The organism is Methylocystis sp. sgz306128, from assembly GCF_056032725.1.
This window is the reverse complement of sequence record NZ_JBVYWO010000002.1, coordinates 23,067-40,295: the sequence shown is the minus strand read 5'-3', so window position 1 is coordinate 40,295 and position 17,229 is coordinate 23,067. Positions and strand designations below refer to the sequence as shown.

At 52.0% G+C, this 17,229-nt stretch carries 12 protein-coding genes; 9 read left to right on the top strand and 3 right to left on the bottom strand.

All coding sequences use genetic code 11. The features are described from left to right. Position 1 precedes the first annotated feature (1 nt). Positions 2-343 carry a hypothetical protein gene (locus AC0N03_RS04015; protein WP_474287254.1) on the top strand — a complete coding sequence of 114 codons (342 nt, stop codon included), beginning with the start codon at positions 2-4 and terminating at the stop codon, positions 341-343. A 35-nt stretch (positions 344-378) separates the two neighbouring features. Beyond that, positions 379-2,919 carry a DEAD/DEAH box helicase gene (locus AC0N03_RS04010; RefSeq protein ID WP_474287253.1) on the top strand — a complete coding sequence of 847 codons (2,541 nt, stop codon included), beginning with the start codon at positions 379-381 and terminating at the stop codon, positions 2,917-2,919. 233 nt (positions 2,920-3,152) lie between these two features. On the opposite strand, the gene AC0N03_RS04005 is transcribed toward AC0N03_RS04010, so the two are convergent. Both AC0N03_RS04005 and AC0N03_RS04000 read right to left on the bottom strand, forming a co-directional pair. After that, complete coding sequence (locus tag AC0N03_RS04005) at positions 3,153-4,751, bottom strand: GMC family oxidoreductase (protein ID WP_474287252.1); 1,599 nt, start codon at positions 4,749-4,751, stop codon at positions 3,153-3,155. Between the two features lie 9 nt (positions 4,752-4,760). Beyond that, positions 4,761-6,275, bottom strand: a complete 1,515-nt coding sequence (locus AC0N03_RS04000; RefSeq protein WP_474287251.1) for an aldehyde dehydrogenase — start codon at positions 6,273-6,275, stop codon at positions 4,761-4,763. Positions 6,276-6,586: 311 nt separating this feature from the next. Between AC0N03_RS04000 and AC0N03_RS03995 the strand changes: the two genes are divergently transcribed. Then, positions 6,587-7,801: a CoA transferase gene (locus tag AC0N03_RS03995; protein WP_474287250.1), complete on the top strand. Its 1,215-nt coding sequence runs from the start codon at positions 6,587-6,589 to the stop codon at positions 7,799-7,801. 23 nt (positions 7,802-7,824) lie between these two features. Here AC0N03_RS03995 and AC0N03_RS03990 read toward each other — a convergent pair whose 3' ends face one another. Next, entirely contained in the window at positions 7,825-8,730 is a 906-nt protein-coding gene (locus tag AC0N03_RS03990) for a LysR family transcriptional regulator (protein ID WP_474287249.1), read from the bottom strand. Positions 8,731-8,879: 149 nt separating this feature from the next. Between AC0N03_RS03990 and AC0N03_RS03985 the strand changes: the two genes are divergently transcribed. The 6 genes from AC0N03_RS03985 to AC0N03_RS03960 all read left to right on the top strand — a co-directional run bounded on the left by AC0N03_RS03985 (position 8,880) and on the right by AC0N03_RS03960 (position 17,067). Beyond that, entirely contained in the window at positions 8,880-10,127 is a 1,248-nt protein-coding gene (locus AC0N03_RS03985; protein ID WP_474287248.1) for a CaiB/BaiF CoA transferase family protein, read from the top strand. 8 nt (positions 10,128-10,135) lie between these two features. Next, entirely contained in the window at positions 10,136-11,110 is a 975-nt protein-coding gene (locus tag AC0N03_RS03980; RefSeq protein ID WP_474287247.1) for an ABC transporter permease, read from the top strand. Between the two features lie 32 nt (positions 11,111-11,142). After that, on the top strand, positions 11,143-12,156 hold the full coding sequence (locus tag AC0N03_RS03975) for a sugar ABC transporter substrate-binding protein (protein ID WP_474287246.1): 1,014 nt from the start codon (positions 11,143-11,145) through the stop codon (positions 12,154-12,156). 131 nt (positions 12,157-12,287) lie between these two features. Then, positions 12,288-14,480 (top strand): ABC transporter permease, encoded by a 2,193-nt coding sequence (locus tag AC0N03_RS03970; protein WP_474287245.1) that lies wholly within the window; start codon positions 12,288-12,290, stop codon positions 14,478-14,480. Next, positions 14,477-15,553, top strand: coding sequence for a strictosidine synthase (locus AC0N03_RS03965; RefSeq protein ID WP_474287244.1), 1,077 nt, complete (start codon positions 14,477-14,479; stop codon positions 15,551-15,553). Before AC0N03_RS03970 ends, AC0N03_RS03965 begins: the two co-directional genes overlap by 4 nt. A 17-nt stretch (positions 15,554-15,570) precedes the next feature. Then, the gene (locus AC0N03_RS03960) at positions 15,571-17,067 is read left to right on the top strand and encodes a sugar ABC transporter ATP-binding protein (protein WP_474287243.1); all 1,497 of its coding nucleotides are present in this window, start codon (positions 15,571-15,573) and stop codon (positions 17,065-17,067) included. Positions 17,068-17,229 lie beyond the last annotated feature (162 nt).

Genomic DNA, 17,229 nt, shown 5'->3' with positions numbered 1-17,229 from the left:
TATGACTAATCCCGTATCTCACGCGATGCTCAACATTCTGCTCGAAGCAGAAGTTGCACCGAAGTCACAACCTAGGTTTGAAAAGCGTTATCTTGCTGCAACAAAAGTTAGCGTGTCGCCTGGTACTCCGGAGCATTACCAAGCCCAGCTGAATAAATGGGGTACGGAATTACGGGTTTACTTCAACGATCCGGGGATGGCCGTTTCGTTGGCGGCGATTGGTTTGCGCGTAGAGCAAGGACGTAAAGGGTACAGATCAGGAGAATATCATTACCGCGTAAACGACAATAGCTTTTGGTGGAAGTTGGTGGAACTTCATGGCCTGCGCTTAGGACTGAACTAAAACCGTTCTGCCAATATATCCCGCTTGAGGGCGCTATGAATAAGCCTGCCATCGACGATATCCTCTCACCAAAGCCGGAAGCGCGCCCGCGCATCTACGCCTACGCAATTGCCGATGCAGCGCATGCCGGGCTTCTCAAAATTGGCCAAACCACACGCGACGTCAAAAGCCGCGTGGCCGAACAGCTTCGCACTGCTGTCATCAAGAACTACCGTATCGAGCTGGACGAACCCGCCGAGTGCGACGATGGCTCGATCTTTTCCGATCACGATGTGCGCGCGGCTCTAGTTCGCAAGGGCTTTGTTAAAAGCGAATTAGAATGGGTGCGCTGCAAGGTTGTCGACGTGGCTACCGTGATCGCCGAACTGCGTACAGGGAAGAAATTTGGCGGTAACCATCATCAGACCTTTGGAATGCGCCGCGAACAGGCGGAAGCGGTTCGTGTGACGCACGCCTATTTCCATTCCCGCTGGGCCGAAGACATGCATGCCGTGCCGCGGTTCCTGTGGAACGCGAAGATGCGCTTCGGCAAGACCTTTGCCTCCTATCAGCTCGCGAAGAAAATGGGCGCCAAACGCGTGCTGGTTTTGACGTTCAAGCCCGCCGTAGAGGACGCTTGGCAGACCGATCTCGAAAGCCACGCGGACTTCGACGGTTGGCAATACCTGTCCCGAACTTCAGGTGGTGATCCGACGCAGATCGATGCAAAAAAGCCGGTTGTCTATTTTGGTTCCTTTCAGGACTTGCTTGGCCGGGATGCGGCAGGAAATATCAAGCCCCGAAACGAATGGCTGCATGAGGTAAACTGGGATCTCGTCATATTCGACGAATACCATTTCGGAGCTTGGCGCGACACCGCCAAGGAATTGTTTGAAGGCGAGGAAGATGCGGTCGCCAAACGAGAAACTAAGCTCGAATATGCCAGCGGATTGGAAGATATAAACGAGGACCTGAATGTTCTGTCCCAAAAGGAAACAGACTTCCTTCCCATCACAACCAAAGCCTATCTCTACCTTTCGGGCACGCCTTTCAAGGCGCTCGCGACAGGCGAGTTCATCGAGGAGCAGATTTTTAACTGGACCTACACCGACGAACAGCGTGCCAAAGCCGAATTCGCCGCGCGAAATCCCGACAAGTGGAATCCATACGGTGCGTTGCCTCAGATGCGGTTGCTTACATACCAGATGCCTGACGAATTGGTGGCGATTGCGAGTTCAGGAGAGTTCGACGAATTTGATCTGAACGAGTTCTTCTCGGCGAATGGGACGGGCCACAGAGCGCAATTCAAGCACAAAGACGATGTACAGAAATGGTTGGATATCATTCGTGGCCAATATGCGCCGAAGGCTGTTGAAAGTCTCAAGACCGGTACCCGGCCGCCGTTTCCCTATTCCGACGTACGCCTGTTGCCTTACCTGCAGCACTCGTTCTGGTTTTTGCCGAATGTGGCGTCATGTCATGCGATGGCGAATCTTTTAGCGGAAAAGCACAACACGTTTTGGCATGAATACGAGATCGTCACTGCAGCTGGAGCATCGGCAGGAATTGGGCTAGAAGCGCTGCCGCCAGTGCGCAAGGCCATCGGTAGCGGGTTCGACACTAAAACGATCACGCTGTCCTGCGGCAAGCTCACTACCGGCGTGACGGTAGCTCAGTGGTCATCCATCCTGATGCTGCGTAACTTGAAATCGCCCGAGACCTATTTTCAGGCGGCGTTTCGTGTCCAGTCGCCTTGGTCGATCAAAAATCCGAATGGCGACGATCCGCATGAAGAAGAAATTCTGAAGCCTGCGTGTTTCGTATTTGACTTCGCGCCGACGCGCGCTCTTCGGCAACTCTCCGAATACGGCATCGGCCTGTCACCAAACGAACCAAATCCAGAAAACGCCGTCAGGGATCTCGTGTCGTTTCTGCCGGTGCTCGCCTATGACGGCGCCAACATGACGCAGATCGATGCCGGCGGCATCCTCGATATCGCGATGGCGGGCACATCAGCCACGCTGTTGGCCCGCAAGTGGGAAAGCGCACTGTTGGTGAACGTCGACAACGATACGCTGCGCAGGATCATGGATAACCCGGAAGCAATGGCAGCCGTCGAACGCATAGAGGGTTGGCGCGCATTGGGCGACAACATTATTGAGACTATCATTAACAAGAGCGGGAAAGTCAAAGAGCTCAAGAACAAAGCAAAGTCTGGAGATTTGACGGACAGGGAGAAGAAAGAACTCACGGATGAGGAAAAGGAATATAAATCCAAGCGAAAGCTCGTTCAGGAAAAACTGATTAAATTCGCAACTCGTATTCCGGCGTTTATGTACCTGACCGACTTCCGCGAGAATACACTTCAGGACGTGATCACGAAGTTGGAGCCGCATTTGTTTGCGGCTGTCACCGGCCTTACGGTGCAGGATTTCCACTTATTGGTGCGTCTGAAGGTATTCAACACCGAACAGATGAACCAGGCGGTGTTTGCTTTCCGCCGTTATGAAGACGCATCTTTGCGATACACCGGAATCGAGAGCCACGATGGGCTTACACATTACGGGCTTTACGACACTGTCGTGGCACGGGAGTGATGCCGCAGGCACTGAAAGCCGCGTCGCGGTTTCTATGTTTCAACAGGTTCTGAAATATTCGGTCTCGGAGACCCGCAAACTGCAGATCGTAGCGAAGGCAACAGTACGAATTTATGGAAGCTGCTCGCACCTTGTCATATGCGATAGTCAATAAGTTCGGCACTTGGTATTCACCAGAAACGCAAATTCCCTTCTTTTTTAGGGGCAAGGTCACAAGCCTAAACCAATGATCTTTAATTTCGTAGGTAATTGAGTATCAATTCAGCTGCTTTTTCAGCGATCATTATCGTTGGAGCATTGGTATTGCCTGAAGTGATACGCGGCATCACCGAAGCATCTACAACCCGAAGTCCGGTGAGCCCAATAACCTTTAGTTCAGGGTCGACAACGGCATTCTCATCCCGACCCATGCGACAACTGCCAACAGGATGATACATGGACTGTGCATTATTGCGCAGATAATCAACTATTTCCGCATCGGACCGATAATTTTTGCCGGGTAAAACTTCGTCCTTCAAATGTTGGACGAATGGCTCGGTGGCGAATATCTCGCGGATCAAGCGTAAGCCCCGGATTAACGGCGCGAGGTCGCGATCGTCGGTGAGATAATTTGCTACCATTTTTGGTTTATCGGCAGGGTTTACTGAGCGAAGCGTGACGCAACCTGTCGAATAAGGCCTGAGAAGTGTGCAAGAGGCCGTCACGGCTGGAGTGCGCTCCGCAGTGTACATTCCCGATTTGCTTATCATGCTGAATGGCCGCATCTGGACCTGCAGATCCGGCGCTGGGAGATCGGGCGTTGATCGAGTGAATAGGCCCACTTGCGCGGCGGCTGACGTGAGCAGGCCCCGTCTTGTCAGCAAGTAGCGCAAGACTTCGGGAAGCATCCGTACATTGCTTGAAATCATTTTGTTGATTGAGAATGGAGGATCGACGCCCACGAGGCAATGCGCGTAAATATGGTCATGCAGATTGCGGCCAACGCCTTTCAAAGCTTGTCGCACTTCGATCCCTAAGGATTGAAGATGTTGAGAAGGGCCAATGCCCGAGAGCATGAGGAGTTGTGGCGAATTGATGGCTCCGCCGCATAAAATAATTTCGCGCGAAGCAAATGCTTCTTCAATACGATCGCCGACACGAAAACGAACCCCCTCTGCCCTCTTGCCGTCAAAGATAATGCTCTCGGCACGGGCATGTGTGCGTATTACGAGGTTTTTTCGATGTCGTACCGGATGTAGAAATGCTTGCGATGCGGAAGCTCGAATACCGTTTCGAATAGTAAATTGCAAATAGCCGACTCCTTCTTGCGTCGCGCCATTGAAATCATCATTTCTTGGAATGCCTTTTCGGACCGCCGCCTCAACAAAAGCTTGCGATGCGGGATGGGGTTCGAGAAGCGGTGAAACGTCAAGCTCGCCTTTGTCGCCGTGCCAATCGCTCGCTCCCTGAAAGTGGCGCTCGCTTTTCTTGAAATACGGCAACACGTCACGCCAACTCCAGCCATCATTTCCCGATGCCGCCCACCCGTCAAAATCGGCCGGCGTACCGCGCATATAAACGTGACCGTTGATGGAACTACTGCCGCCTAGCGTTTTGCCTCGCGGCCAGATGATTTGGCGATTGCGTAGTCCTGGTTCTTCTTCGGAAACATAGCCCCAAGTGAGGTGGGGATTTGAGACTACGCGAGGCACGCCAGCCGGAATTTTGATCCATGGATTTCTGTCCTCGCCGCCGGCCTCGAGCAGAAGTACGCGGTGATTGGGATTGCTGGAAAGACGATTCGCTAAAACGCAACCAGCCGATCCTGCGCCTATGATTATAAAATCGTGCACGACTGATCCTCAGCGGATGACGAATGGATCTGCAACCTCGGATGTTGTGCTGATCCATACGCTTTTTGTTTGTGTATAATCGTATATTGCTTCAAGACCGTTTTCGAAACCAACGCCGGAGCGCTTATACCCCCCTAGCGGTGACATATAACTGACGGCGCGATACATGTTCACCCAAACAGTGCCGGCTTGAAGAGCGTCGGCCATACGCAATGCGCGGCCAACATCCTTGGTCCAAACTCCGGCAGCGAGTCCATATTGGCTGTCATTGGCTATTCGGATGGCGTCAGCCTCATCATCAAAGGGGATACAGGCTAAGACGGGACCGAATACTTCCTCTTGGGCAATTCGCATCCGGTTTTCGACCCGACCGAGAATGGTTGGCTCGACAAATTGCCCTTTACCGCATTCAGGTAAGGTGCCGCGTTTGCCGCCGAGCAAAATTTCAGCGCCTTCCTGCTTGGCAATATCAATATAGCCTAGAATTTTGTGGAATTGCGGTTCGGTGGTCACGGGTCCCACTTGCGTCGCTGTATCGAGCGGATTGCCCATTCGCGCGCGCGCCGCATAATCGACGACCTGTTTGACAAAATCGTTATAAATGTTGCGTTGAACAAGCAGGCGGGACCCCGCGACACAGGTTTGACCGGAGGCTGCAAAAATACCCGAAATCACACCCTTTACGGCATTTTCGAGATCAGCATCGCCGAAAACAATGTTCGGTGACTTTCCGCCCAATTCCAGCGTAACTTTCTTTAGCCCTCGAGCGGCGGCCTCATAGACTCGTTGTCCGCCCGTTTCACTGCCGGTAAAGGCAATTTTTGACACATCTGGATGTGTGACAAGAGGCTCACCGATTTCGCCGCCAAATCCTGTGACGACATTGATCACGCCCGGCGGAATACCCGCTGCATCTGCGAGCTTAGCGAGCTCAAGGGTTGAGGCGGACGTAAATTCGGACGGCTTGATCACAAAGCAATTGCCGGCGGCAAGTCCCGGTGCGAGCTTGTAGGCGGCAAGAAGGAGCGGAGAGTTCCACGCCGTGATGGCAAGGCAAACGCCGTAAGGCTCCCGGCGCGTGAAATTCATCGTATCCGGCTTGTCCACAGGGATCACGGCGCCCTGAACTTTGTCAGCAAGTCCGGCGAAATAATGAAACCATTCGGCCACAAGCCGAACCTGAGCGAGCATTTCGGTGATCAACTTACCGTTGTCGACCACTTCAATCTTTGCCAGTCGCTCCGCATTATCTCGGATGAGATCGGCAAATTTTCTTAAAATGTGACCACGACGAGTCGGGCTGATCCTTGACCAGACGCCTGAATCAAATGCTGCCTTTGCCGCCGCGACAGCACGATTGGCATCCTCCGCATTGCCGCGAGGAAACGTTGCCCAAACTTCGCCCGAATACGGATTGCTGCTTTCAAATATTTCACCCGAAGCACCGTCCACCCATTGCCCGCCAATCAAAAATTTGTAGGCGACGGGTTGCTCAATGTTAGAGTGGACTTGCTTGCTATTCATCATAACCTCTCGCGTCAAAAGCGATACATAATGGAAACTAACGCCGCGGGTAATTGCCCGACAAGTTGAATAATCTAACGAATTGTTCTGTTTTTTTGAATTAGAAATTATTCATATTTCTAGAATTATTTATTCAATTATTCAATTAGCGCGATTGCTCGACATTCGCTTAAAGTCCGATCCGCTTTGCTCGGTCCTATCTAGATGAGGAAAGGTCGGCTCATGGGCTTTTGTTATGATGCTCGGCGGCGAGAGAGTCGCACGAAGGCGGAACACTGCAGACGCGTTGCCGTAAGCATGGGACGAAACTCATGACATATCAGCTTCTCAAAGGCGTTAGGGTCATTGAAAGCTCAGCGTTCATCGCCGCGCCACTTTGTGGCCTGATGCTGGCGCAGCTCGGTGCTGATGTCATTCGCGTCGACATGATTGGCGGCGGCATTGATTATAATCGCCTACCTTTGGCACCGGGCGGTCGAAGCTTGTATTGGAGCGCGTTGAATAAAGGTAAGCGTTCCATTTCAATCGATTTGAAGAATCCCGAGGGGCGCGAACTTATTCGTAATTTGGTGACGGCGCCAGGAACGGCCGGCGGAGTTTTGCTTACCAATATCGGCGTGCCCTGGCTCTCTCATTCACAGCTTATGCAATCGAGATCTGATCTGATTTCCTGCACGATTGAAGGCAATCCGGATGGGTCGACTGCGGTTGACTATACAGTTCATTGCGCGACCGGCTATCCCATGCTAACCGGAGAAGTCGGTGCGGCGCAGCCCGTTAATCAGGCTTTGCCAGCTTGGGACGTGATTTGTGCCCATCAAGCGGTTTCAGCCCTCGTCGCCGCACTTGGTCGCCGTCTTGTGACCGGCGAGGGTGCTGAACTTCGTTTAGCCCTGTCCGACGTCGCCTTTTCCACGGTTTCGCATCTTGGTTTGCTGGCAGAGGCTGAATTGCTGCCAGCGGAACGTCCAGCCATTGGCAATCATATTTTCGGCGCGTTCGGACGCGACTTTTTGACCTTCGATAGGGAGCGGATCATGGTTGCCGCCATTTCCGCGCGGCAATGGACGTCGCTTGTGGATGCCTGCGATTTGCAAGCAGCCATTAGCAGCATTGAAACAACGCTCGGCAAAAATTTTTCCCTGGAACAGGATCGCTATGAATGTCGCGATGTCATAGCGGGCCTTGTCGAAGTATGGTGCCGGTCGCGACCCTTCGCATTCATTAAGGATCGGTTTTCAAATCGCGGCGTATGTTGGGGGCTTTATCAGAGCGTCAAGCGTCTGGTGGAGGAAGATGAACGTGTCTCGATAAAAAATCCGGTTTTTGAAATTATCGACACGCCCGGCATCGGACGGCATCGATCGGCGGGCGCTGCCGTGCGCATAATCGGCGAAACGCGGAGCCCCACGTCTCCAGCCCCAATCGTTGGAACGCATACGCAGGATGTATTGCGCGAAGTGCTCGGTTATGGAACGGGGGAAATTCGTCGCCTTGCCGCAAACGGTATTATTCAACAAATTTAGACTGTTGGATCTGGGCAGAACGATCAATCGTCACTGCCGATCAATTCCCGCAATAATTGGGCGAGCCTCGCTGCAGCAGGAGAAAAATTCTGACCCTTAAGCGTGATGATCGAAATCTGGCGAAAGAGCTTTGGATCTATGATACGCATCGCCTGGCACTCGGTCTGATCTATTTTGGGAAGGGCCAGTTTGGGAAGAATGGCAGCTCCAAGGCCGACATTCGCCATTGAGATGAGAGATTGAGCCTGAGAAAATTCATATTTCGTGTTGATCGGCAGGCCTTTTTTATTCATTGCATTTTCAAAAAGAGCGCGAAGAGCGCTGGCCGAATTCAGAAGTAACAGTGGCAGGGCTGAAAGTTCTTCGAGCGTGATTTTATCGCTTGATCGGGTTATGAATCGGCGTGGTACCAACGCGTAGAGATCGTCGTTCAGGATACATTCGAAATTAAAGTCCGATCCTCGCGAGTTGGGTCCAAGACCAAAATCTACTTCCTGATTCTTGACGCTGTGCAACAGATCGATCGGATTCAATTCTCGAACCGAAATTTTGACGCCCGGATAGTCCCGTTCGAAAACGGATAGCGGATAGGCAAGACGAGTGGCCGCGATCGTCGGTGCGCAGGAAATCGAGACTTTTCCCTTTCGAACGTCAGACATTTCGTCAAGGTCTTGCAGACACCGATCGATTTCGAGCATGGCGCGACGTGCGCTTGACAACATCAATTCGCCGTCCGCTGTTAATTGCACGCGTCGTGTCGTTCGATGAAACAAAGAAATGCCGAGCTGTTCTTCGAGATTGCGAATTTGTGTCGAAACAGCTGAATTCGACCGATTACTCTCGTCCGCGGCAACGCGAAAGCTCCCGCTTTCGGCTACTCGAACGAAGGTTTGCAGCAGTTTTAAATTAATCGCACGAGTTCTTTTCATAATCACCACCGCAGGCGCGAAAGTAAAAAGTACCTACACAATTATGCCAAAAAATAGAAAAATCAATTCAATAATTCAACTTGTTCGATCTATCAAAGCGTCTTTTAATTCGCCTTACAAATACGAACAGCATTGGGATGGAGGCGTCATTGGACCTTGCAGCGGCGGCGGAAAACCAGGATCGGGCTAGTGAACGCGACAAGCCGCGGGCTCTCTCTGGTATTCGCGTTCTCGATGTGGCGACGTTTGTTGCGGCTCCCTTCTGCGGGACGATCATGGCTGATTTCGGCGCCGAAGTGATCAAAATCGAACAGCCCGATTCGGGTGATAATCTTCGACATTTCGGAACTCGCACGGAATGTGGCGATAGTCTCGTTTGGCTTAGCGAAGCTCGCAATAAGGAGACAGTCACGCTTGATTTGCGCACGCCGCGCGGCGCCAGCATGTTCCGCGAGCTCGTCGCTCAGTCCGACGTCGTTCTTGAAAATTTCCGGCCGGGAACCCTAGAAAAATGGGGCCTTGGCTTTGAAGACCTTAAGAAGATCAAACCTAATCTGATTATGCTTCGCATATCGGCTTATGGTCAAACCGGGCCAAAGAGAGGTGAGCCGGGCTTTGCGCGTATTGCTCATGCTTTCGCCGGACTCTCCTTTTTGGCTGGCGAGAAAGACGGCCCCCCAGTTGTTCCCGGCTCCACTTCGCTCGCGGATTACATATCGGGCATGTGGGGCGCTATCGGCGTCTTGCTCGCTTTGCGTGTGCGCGACGAGAAACATATCGGACAATATATCGATATAGGCCTTTATGAATCGGTGTTTCGTCTACTCGACGAAATTGCACCGGCGTATGCACGCTATGGTTTCGTTCGTACAAGGATGGGTGCAGATACTGTTAATGTTGTGCCTCACAGTCATTATCAGACCAAATCTGGTGAATGGGTCGCCATCGCCTGCACAAGCGATAAAATGTTCGAGCGGCTCGCGATCATGCTTGGTCGGCCCGAAATGGCGACATCACCCGAATTTGCGACGAGCGCGGCGCGCGTTGAGCGGCGTGAGATTGTCAATAAAATCGTTGCCGATTGGGTTGGAAAATATGACATCAAAACCGTTCTCGAAAAATGCACGGCAGAAGGCGTGCCTTGCGGTCCAGTATATTCTATCGCCGACATTTTTGCAGATCCGCAATTTGCGGCGCGTGGAAATTTGATAAAAATACAAGATGATCGAGCAGGCGAACTCGTGTTGCCATCGCCCCTTCCAAAATTGTCGGAAACACCAGCTGAATTCCGCCATGCTGGGCGGTCGCTTGGGGCCGATAATTATGATGTCTATCGCAGGCTTCTGGGGCTAGATGACGCTGAAATCGATACACTGATCGCAGAAAAAGTAATTTGAGGTCGGTTATGAAAGCCAAAATAAAACTTGAGCAAGAGTTAATCGTATTCGGTCTTGCCGTCGTTCTGTTTGCGATTTTTTCGATTATCTTGCCCGGATTTTTGACTGCTGCCAATCAGATCAACCTTGTCCGAAACGTTTCGGTTCTTGGCATTCTTGGCGTCGGCATGGCGATCGTCATCATCGGACGCGGTATTGATCTGTCGATTGTGGCTAATATGGCGATTTCAGTCGCCTGGGCTGCAAAGCTCATGGAGACCAATGTCGGCATTGAGGCTGCGATCCTACTTGGTCTGCTGTTTGCTCTCACCATGGGCCTTATCAATGGCTTCTTGATCGCCTATGCCGAAATTCCACCGCTCTTTGCAACGCTTGCCATTGGAACTTTCATTTACGGCTTTGGTCATTTTGCGCTTGTCGGCTCAGATCTCGTTTATCTTTCTAAAAAGGCGGAAGGGATCCGGTTCTTCGGATCCGGAACTTTTTACGGCATCCCGACTTCGGTAATCGTGCTCTGCGCCATATGTTTCATTGCTTATATTCTGCTTGCACGCACCCGAATTGGGCGTTTCATCTATGCGGTCGGCGACAATCAATTGACGGCACGGATCACGGGCTTGCCGGTTCGACCGCTGGTTGTACTGCAGTATCTGTTGTCGGGCGGTGTCGCCTTCGTTGCCGGCTTTCTCATGCTTGCAGCTGTTGCCAGCATGGATACGCGCATTGCGAATTCAACGCTTATTTATGATGTCATCCTTGTGGCCGTTTTAGGCGGTGTCGGCTTGAGCGGTGGCAAGGGACGTGTTCGCAACGTGATTGTCGGGACTCTGCTCGTTGGCACGCTTTTTAATGGTCTGACTATTCTTAATATCCCCTACACCGAACAAAATATAGTGAAGGCGGTAATCCTTTTGGCAGCCATCATTATTGATGGCGTCATGAACCCGCGGGATGAACAAACCGCGCAACAGGGCGACATCTGAGTATTTCGCTCAAATATGCTTGGGAGGAAACTATGAAAAGACATAACTTTATAAAGGCAGCGTTTTCAGTGGTGCTGCTAATGGCGTCCAGCACCTATGCGTTCAGTGAAGGCGGCATTGACGACCCTTCGCGAGCCGCGACCTATGAGGCCCTAGCCGGCAAGCGAGTTGCCTTTGTGCCGCTCGGCATGGGTTTGGATCTGACTGAGGCTTGGGCAGCGGGTATGAAGCGTCAGGCTTCGGAACTTGGGTATAAATTCGATATTCGTGATCCAAACTGGTCGACGGATGCCGGTGCACAGGCGGTGACGCAACTCATCACCGAGAAGCCAGATGTACTCGTTCTTCACAATCCCGATATTCAAGTCTACTCCCGTCTCATACAGCGCGCCCAGGCGGCAGGCATTTATGTGTTGCAGATTAACTTGAAGTCGAGCACGCTTTCTGAAGGATTTGTCGGTCCTGATTGGGTTGCGCTGGGCGAGAAAGTTGCTCAGATCGCCGTCGATAAATGTAGCCCAGCCAAAGGCGGTTCCGGAAAGGTGTCGATCAGCCAGCTCACGATCACAGCCGCATCTAACATCTATCAGATGAAGGGTGTTGAAAATGTATTGAGCAAGCATCCTGAAATTAAAGTCGTGTCCACGCAGGGTGGCGATACCCAAGCCGATAAAGCACGTGCGGCCACTGCAACGGTACTTCAGCAGAATCCAGATCTCTGTGCGATCATTGGTTTCTGGGATGGTCAAGACGTCGGTAATGCGGCGGCCGTGAAGGAGGCTGGATTACAGGGCAAGGTAGCCGTTATTACTTCGGGGGGCGGTGAAAAGACACAATGCTCCAAAGTTGCCGACGGCGATTATTATGCTTATGTCTCTTATGACGCGGCGCTTCAGTCGCGCGATCTCAATACAATGATCAAGTTCCTACTTCAGGCTAAGCCGAAGCCAGGTACTGTGAAGGCCAATCTCTTCAATCACCTTGATGTCATCACGAAAGATCATCCGGCGCCTTACGCTTGTTACGCGCTGGACGATTTGAAATAATTAAATATTGGGCTGACTCCCTTGCGGGTCAGCCCAATCCCTGATCGTGACGACTTTTGTGTCTGGCGTGGCGGTCGCCCACATCGGTTCTCACTTCATCACATTCGCTACTGAAACGCAGGCTTACGGACATGGTTGCAAGGGCAGCACAAGTAAATATGGACGGCAATGCGGGTCGTATTGAGGCAAAAGCGCCGCAGTCCATTTCACTTCGCGATCGGCTGATCAGACTGCGCTATAAACTTATTCCTGACCATGTCGTTGGCGAGATCCTGTCGAAACGATGGATCGACAATGCCGCGCCATTCATATTCCTCGTTCTGGTTGTCTCGCTGTTCGGTGGTTTGTTACCTGATTTTTTCGAGGTTAATAGTTTCTCGGAAACGCTACGCCAATTTGGCGAGACAGCACTGCTCGTTCTTGCTATGGGCATCGTTCTTATTGGTGGTGGGATCGATCTGAGCATCGGGTCAAATTTCGCCATGGCCAATTTTATGACCTTGGCGCTTACCAGTCTTGGTGGCGTGCCCCTCTACTGGGCCGCGCCCATCGTCGTGCTTGGCAGCGCCCTTATCGGTTCGATCAATGGCGTACTTGTCGGCTATCTCCGTCTGCGTGCCTTTCTCACGACTCTCGTAACCTTGATCCTCATTCGTTCGGTCGTGGATTTGCTCCTGTTGAAATATTCGGTGGTGATAACGGCCAATTTCGTTTCATCAGAAGAATGGGACATTCTGGGAATAAACATGTATTTCGGAATGCCGGCGAGCCTCTATGTCTTCGCCGTCGTTGCAGTGTTCTTTCATATTTTCCTCAGCCGTTTGAAATGGGGCTGGCGCATCATGGCCGTTGGCGGATCGCGCCGCTCGGCCCATAATATTGGGATTAATGTTCGGCTCACCGTCTTCTCGACTTATATGATTTCGGGCGCCTTGACCGGGCTTGCGGGTTATCTTTACGCCTCGCGCCTCGCCAGCTTGAACACGGACGCGGGTTCTGGACTCGAAGTGATCGCTTTGACGGCTGCCGTTCTGGGCGGCATTAGTCTAGGCGGCGGACGCGGTTCCGTGGCTAAGGCCATTCTGGGGGCGGCAACGCTTGTCGTCGTTACCAACGGCGTTGTTCGGCTTGGTCTTTCGAGCGGTGCCGGCGAGGCGGTGCTTGGACTGATATTGGCATTCGCAGTCGTCGTCGACGTCCGATGGGTCAAGAACAAGGACAAGGTTCTCAGCAAAGTTTATGTTTCGCCAACTTTTGTCTCAATGCCGCCGGCACCCGCAACCGAAGGCGATCCGCAATCGCCCTATGCACTGAATACCCGCCTTCGTGATGCCTCGACCATCGGTCTTGGCGAGATTGAAGGCCCCGAAGATGTCATCATTGATCGTGATGGCCACCTCTACACAGGTACGCGTCATGGCGATATTGTTCGTTTTCGCGGCCCGGCTTATGATAAAATGGAAGTATTCTGTCATATTGGTGGGCACCCGCTTGGTATGGCTTTTGCCAAAAATGGCGATCTCTATGTCTGCGTCGGCGGAATGGGTCTTTATGCCGTCGATCCACAGGGAGAAGTGCGCAAGCTGACGGACGAGACAAATCGATCAACTTTCTCGATTGTCGACGATTCGCGACTACGTCTTGCCGACGATCTCGATATTGCCCCGGACGGCAAGGTTTATTTCAGCGAAGCCACCATTCGATATGAAATGCATAGCTGGCCGATCGACGCGCTCGAGGGGCGCGGCAACGGCCGCATTATCTGCTATGATCCAGTTACGAAAAAGACCCGTACTGTATTGAAACACCTAGTGTTCCCAAACGGTATAACGCTCGCGCACGACGGTCAGTCGATCTACTTTGCCGAGAGCTGGCTCTGTCGCATTAATCGGTATTGGATCAGCGGGCCCAAGGCCGGGACATGCGAAACTGTTATCTCCGATCTTCCAGGCTATCCCGATAATATCAATCGTTCGTCCGATGGTAATTATTGGCTGGCCATCATGGGAATGCGCGGTCCGGCTCTGGATCTCGCGCTCAAAATGCCGGGCTTTCGAAAACGCATGGCACGACGCTTGCCGCAAGACGAGTGGCTTTATCCCAATATCAATACAGGCTGTATCGTAAAATTTAACGCTCGCGGCGAAATCATTGATCGTTTTTGGGATTTCGGCGGCGAGAGCCATCCGATGATCACTTCGATGCGGGAGGATCGTGGCCATCTCTACATCGGCGGTATCACGAATAATCGAATTGGGCGTTATGCCTTGACCGGCGTTGACGCGAATTGGACCGGCTACGATAGCTACTGGATAAAGAAGTGAGCCTGGCAATGTTAAAAGGGGCAGTAGATTGGTTTTTTGGACGCGGAGCTTATGCCGTTACCGTGCCGTCCATGGATGGAGCCTTGCGGCCGAATTCTGAATTGGATACCGCGCGTCTCATTGCCGAAGAATCCGCGCCAGATAATATCGTTGCGGCGCGCAGCCGACTTTATTTCTCGAGCGGAGCGGAGCTGTTGACAGCCTCTCTCAATGGCACCGGGGTCACGGCCGCCGAGAATTTCGACGCGGAAATTCTCAGCATTGCCGCTGGGCCTGAAGGTAAGCTGGCCATTGCATTGGCAAATGGCGAGATTCTTGTATCGTCGGAGCACGAGGTAAAGAACTTGGCGAGCTTCAGGCCGATGGCTGGGAAGATCACGTCTATGTCGTTCAAAGATGCGCAGACATTGGTTGTAGCAATCGGTTCGGCAAAATATGCGGCGTCAGATTGGCAGGTTGACCTTCTTGAGAAGAACGCGAGTGGCTCAGTATGGATCCTGAATCTCGCCGATGACAGCAAGGTTAAATTGACGGACGGTTTTGGCTTTCCTAGCGGTGTGATCGTCCACTCTGGCGCGGTCATCATCTCCGAAGCCTGGCGGCATAGGCTGGTGAGCATTTCACTGACGGGTGGCCGGCCAAGTCCGGTTCTCGTCGACTTGCCAGCCTATCCGGGACGAATCAGTGCTGATTCACAGGGTGGGTTCTGGTTGTCCTGCTTCGCGCCACGGAGCCAGCTTGTTGAATTTGTATTGCGCGAACCGCACTATTGCAGGCGCATGATTTCCGAAGTTCCGCGCGCATTCTGGATTGCGCCGACGCTCTCGAGTGGCTCATCATTTCAGGAACCACTCCAAGGCGGGGCCGTGAAGCAGATGGGAATATTGAAGCCGTGGGCGCCGACGCGATCTTACGGCCTGCTTATTCGATTGGGATCGGATTTTCAGCCTGTTGCCAGTTATCACAGTCGTTCAGATGGACGTCGTCACGGTGTTACCAGCGCGGCTGCATCGGGGAACAACGTGTATCTCACGGCACGCGGCGCTAATGCAATCCTTGAATTAAATCAATGATCGAGAGGTCGTAAGGAATGGAAACGCTGGTCACATTTCGTAACGTCTCCAAGGCCTATCATGGTACGACGGCTGTTCGCGATGTCAGCCTCGAGTTGAGGAGAGGTGAAGTGCACTCCTTTCTCGGAGAAAACGGCGCAGGCAAGTCAACCCTCACAAAGATGTTAGCAGGTGTTGTCGATATAACCTCGGGCGAAATTCTATACGAGGGTCAGCCCGTGCGTTTCGCTTCTCCTCTTGAAGCGTTGAATGCCGGCATTGCCATGGTGTTTCAAGAAACGAGCCTCATTCCATCTTTGACAGTCGCGCAGAATATATTTCTAGGAAGCGAAAAAATTTTTAACCGGTTACGCGGAATTTACATTGCCGCGCAGCAATTTCTGCAATCTCTGAACTTTCCCGTCGATCCGACGCTAAATGTCAACCAATTGGGCGCGGCACAAAAACAAATGGTGGAAATTGCCCGCGCGGTTCATCACAAAGCGAAAGTCATTATTTTCGACGAGCCGACCGCAACGTTGACACCTGAGGAGAAGCATTATTTTTTCTCTCTTGTGAAGCGCCTGAGAAGGGACGGCGTGACCATTGTGTTCATTTCCCACGCGTTGGAAGAAGCATTGATGATCTCGGATCGAATCACGATTCTGCGTGATGGCGAACTCGTGGTCACCGACGATGCTAAAAATTTCACGCGAGAGACGATCGTTCGTGCGATGGTGGGGCGCACACTATCTGATCAGCTTTACAGTCGGCATGGCGACAAACAGGCGCGGCCGATAGGAAAGCGCATTTTGAGTGTCGAAAATCTCTCGAAGGGACGTCTGGTGCGTAATTCGTCCTTCTCGATTTTCTCCGGCCAGGTAACGGGAATCTTCGGCTTGATAGGCTCGGGACGGACGGAAATGGCGCGCGTGATCGCGGGCGTGGATAAACGCGATCATTTTCATGGGGGTGAAATTAAGTTCAACGGTCGGTCTGTTCGCTATTTAGTTCCACGTCCAGCTATGAAGGACGGGATGATTTATATTACTGAAGACCGTAAGATGGACGGCTTTTTCGACAATATGTCCATCGCCCGCAATATCGAACTCGGCGCGCTGGCATCTGGTCTCGGCGGTAGGGCTTTCGTGAATAAAAAGGACACGGCTTCATTGATTGCTCAATGGATCAAACGGCTTAATGTAAAAGCGATCAGCGCGGAATCGCGGGTCATTGAATTGTCGGGCGGCAATCAACAAAAGGTAGTCATCGCCAAATCTTTGGTGCAAAGCCCAAGGCTAGTAATTTTCGACGAACCCACGCGAGGCGTCGATGTTGGCGCTATTGCGGAAATTCATCAGCTTATCAATCAATTGGCCGATGAAGGGCTTGCTGTCGTTGTCATATCCTCTTATCTCCCGGAAATTCTCAATCTTTCGGATCGGATTCTCGTTGCTCGCAAAGGTCGGATAGTTGAAGAATTTGATGCCGCAAGTGCGACGGATGAGAAAATTATGTACGCGGCGGTGCATTAACTTTCCCTAGAATACTGGAAAATTCGTTGATTTGTCTCGACGAACATTAAGGCTGTTTTGCGGCAAGAATTAGCTCATTTTCAAAAACTGTCTTACTCGTATTAGCAAAACATTAGCACGTTATTTGCCGAATATTCAGCAAGATGGCGATATCCGCTGTAG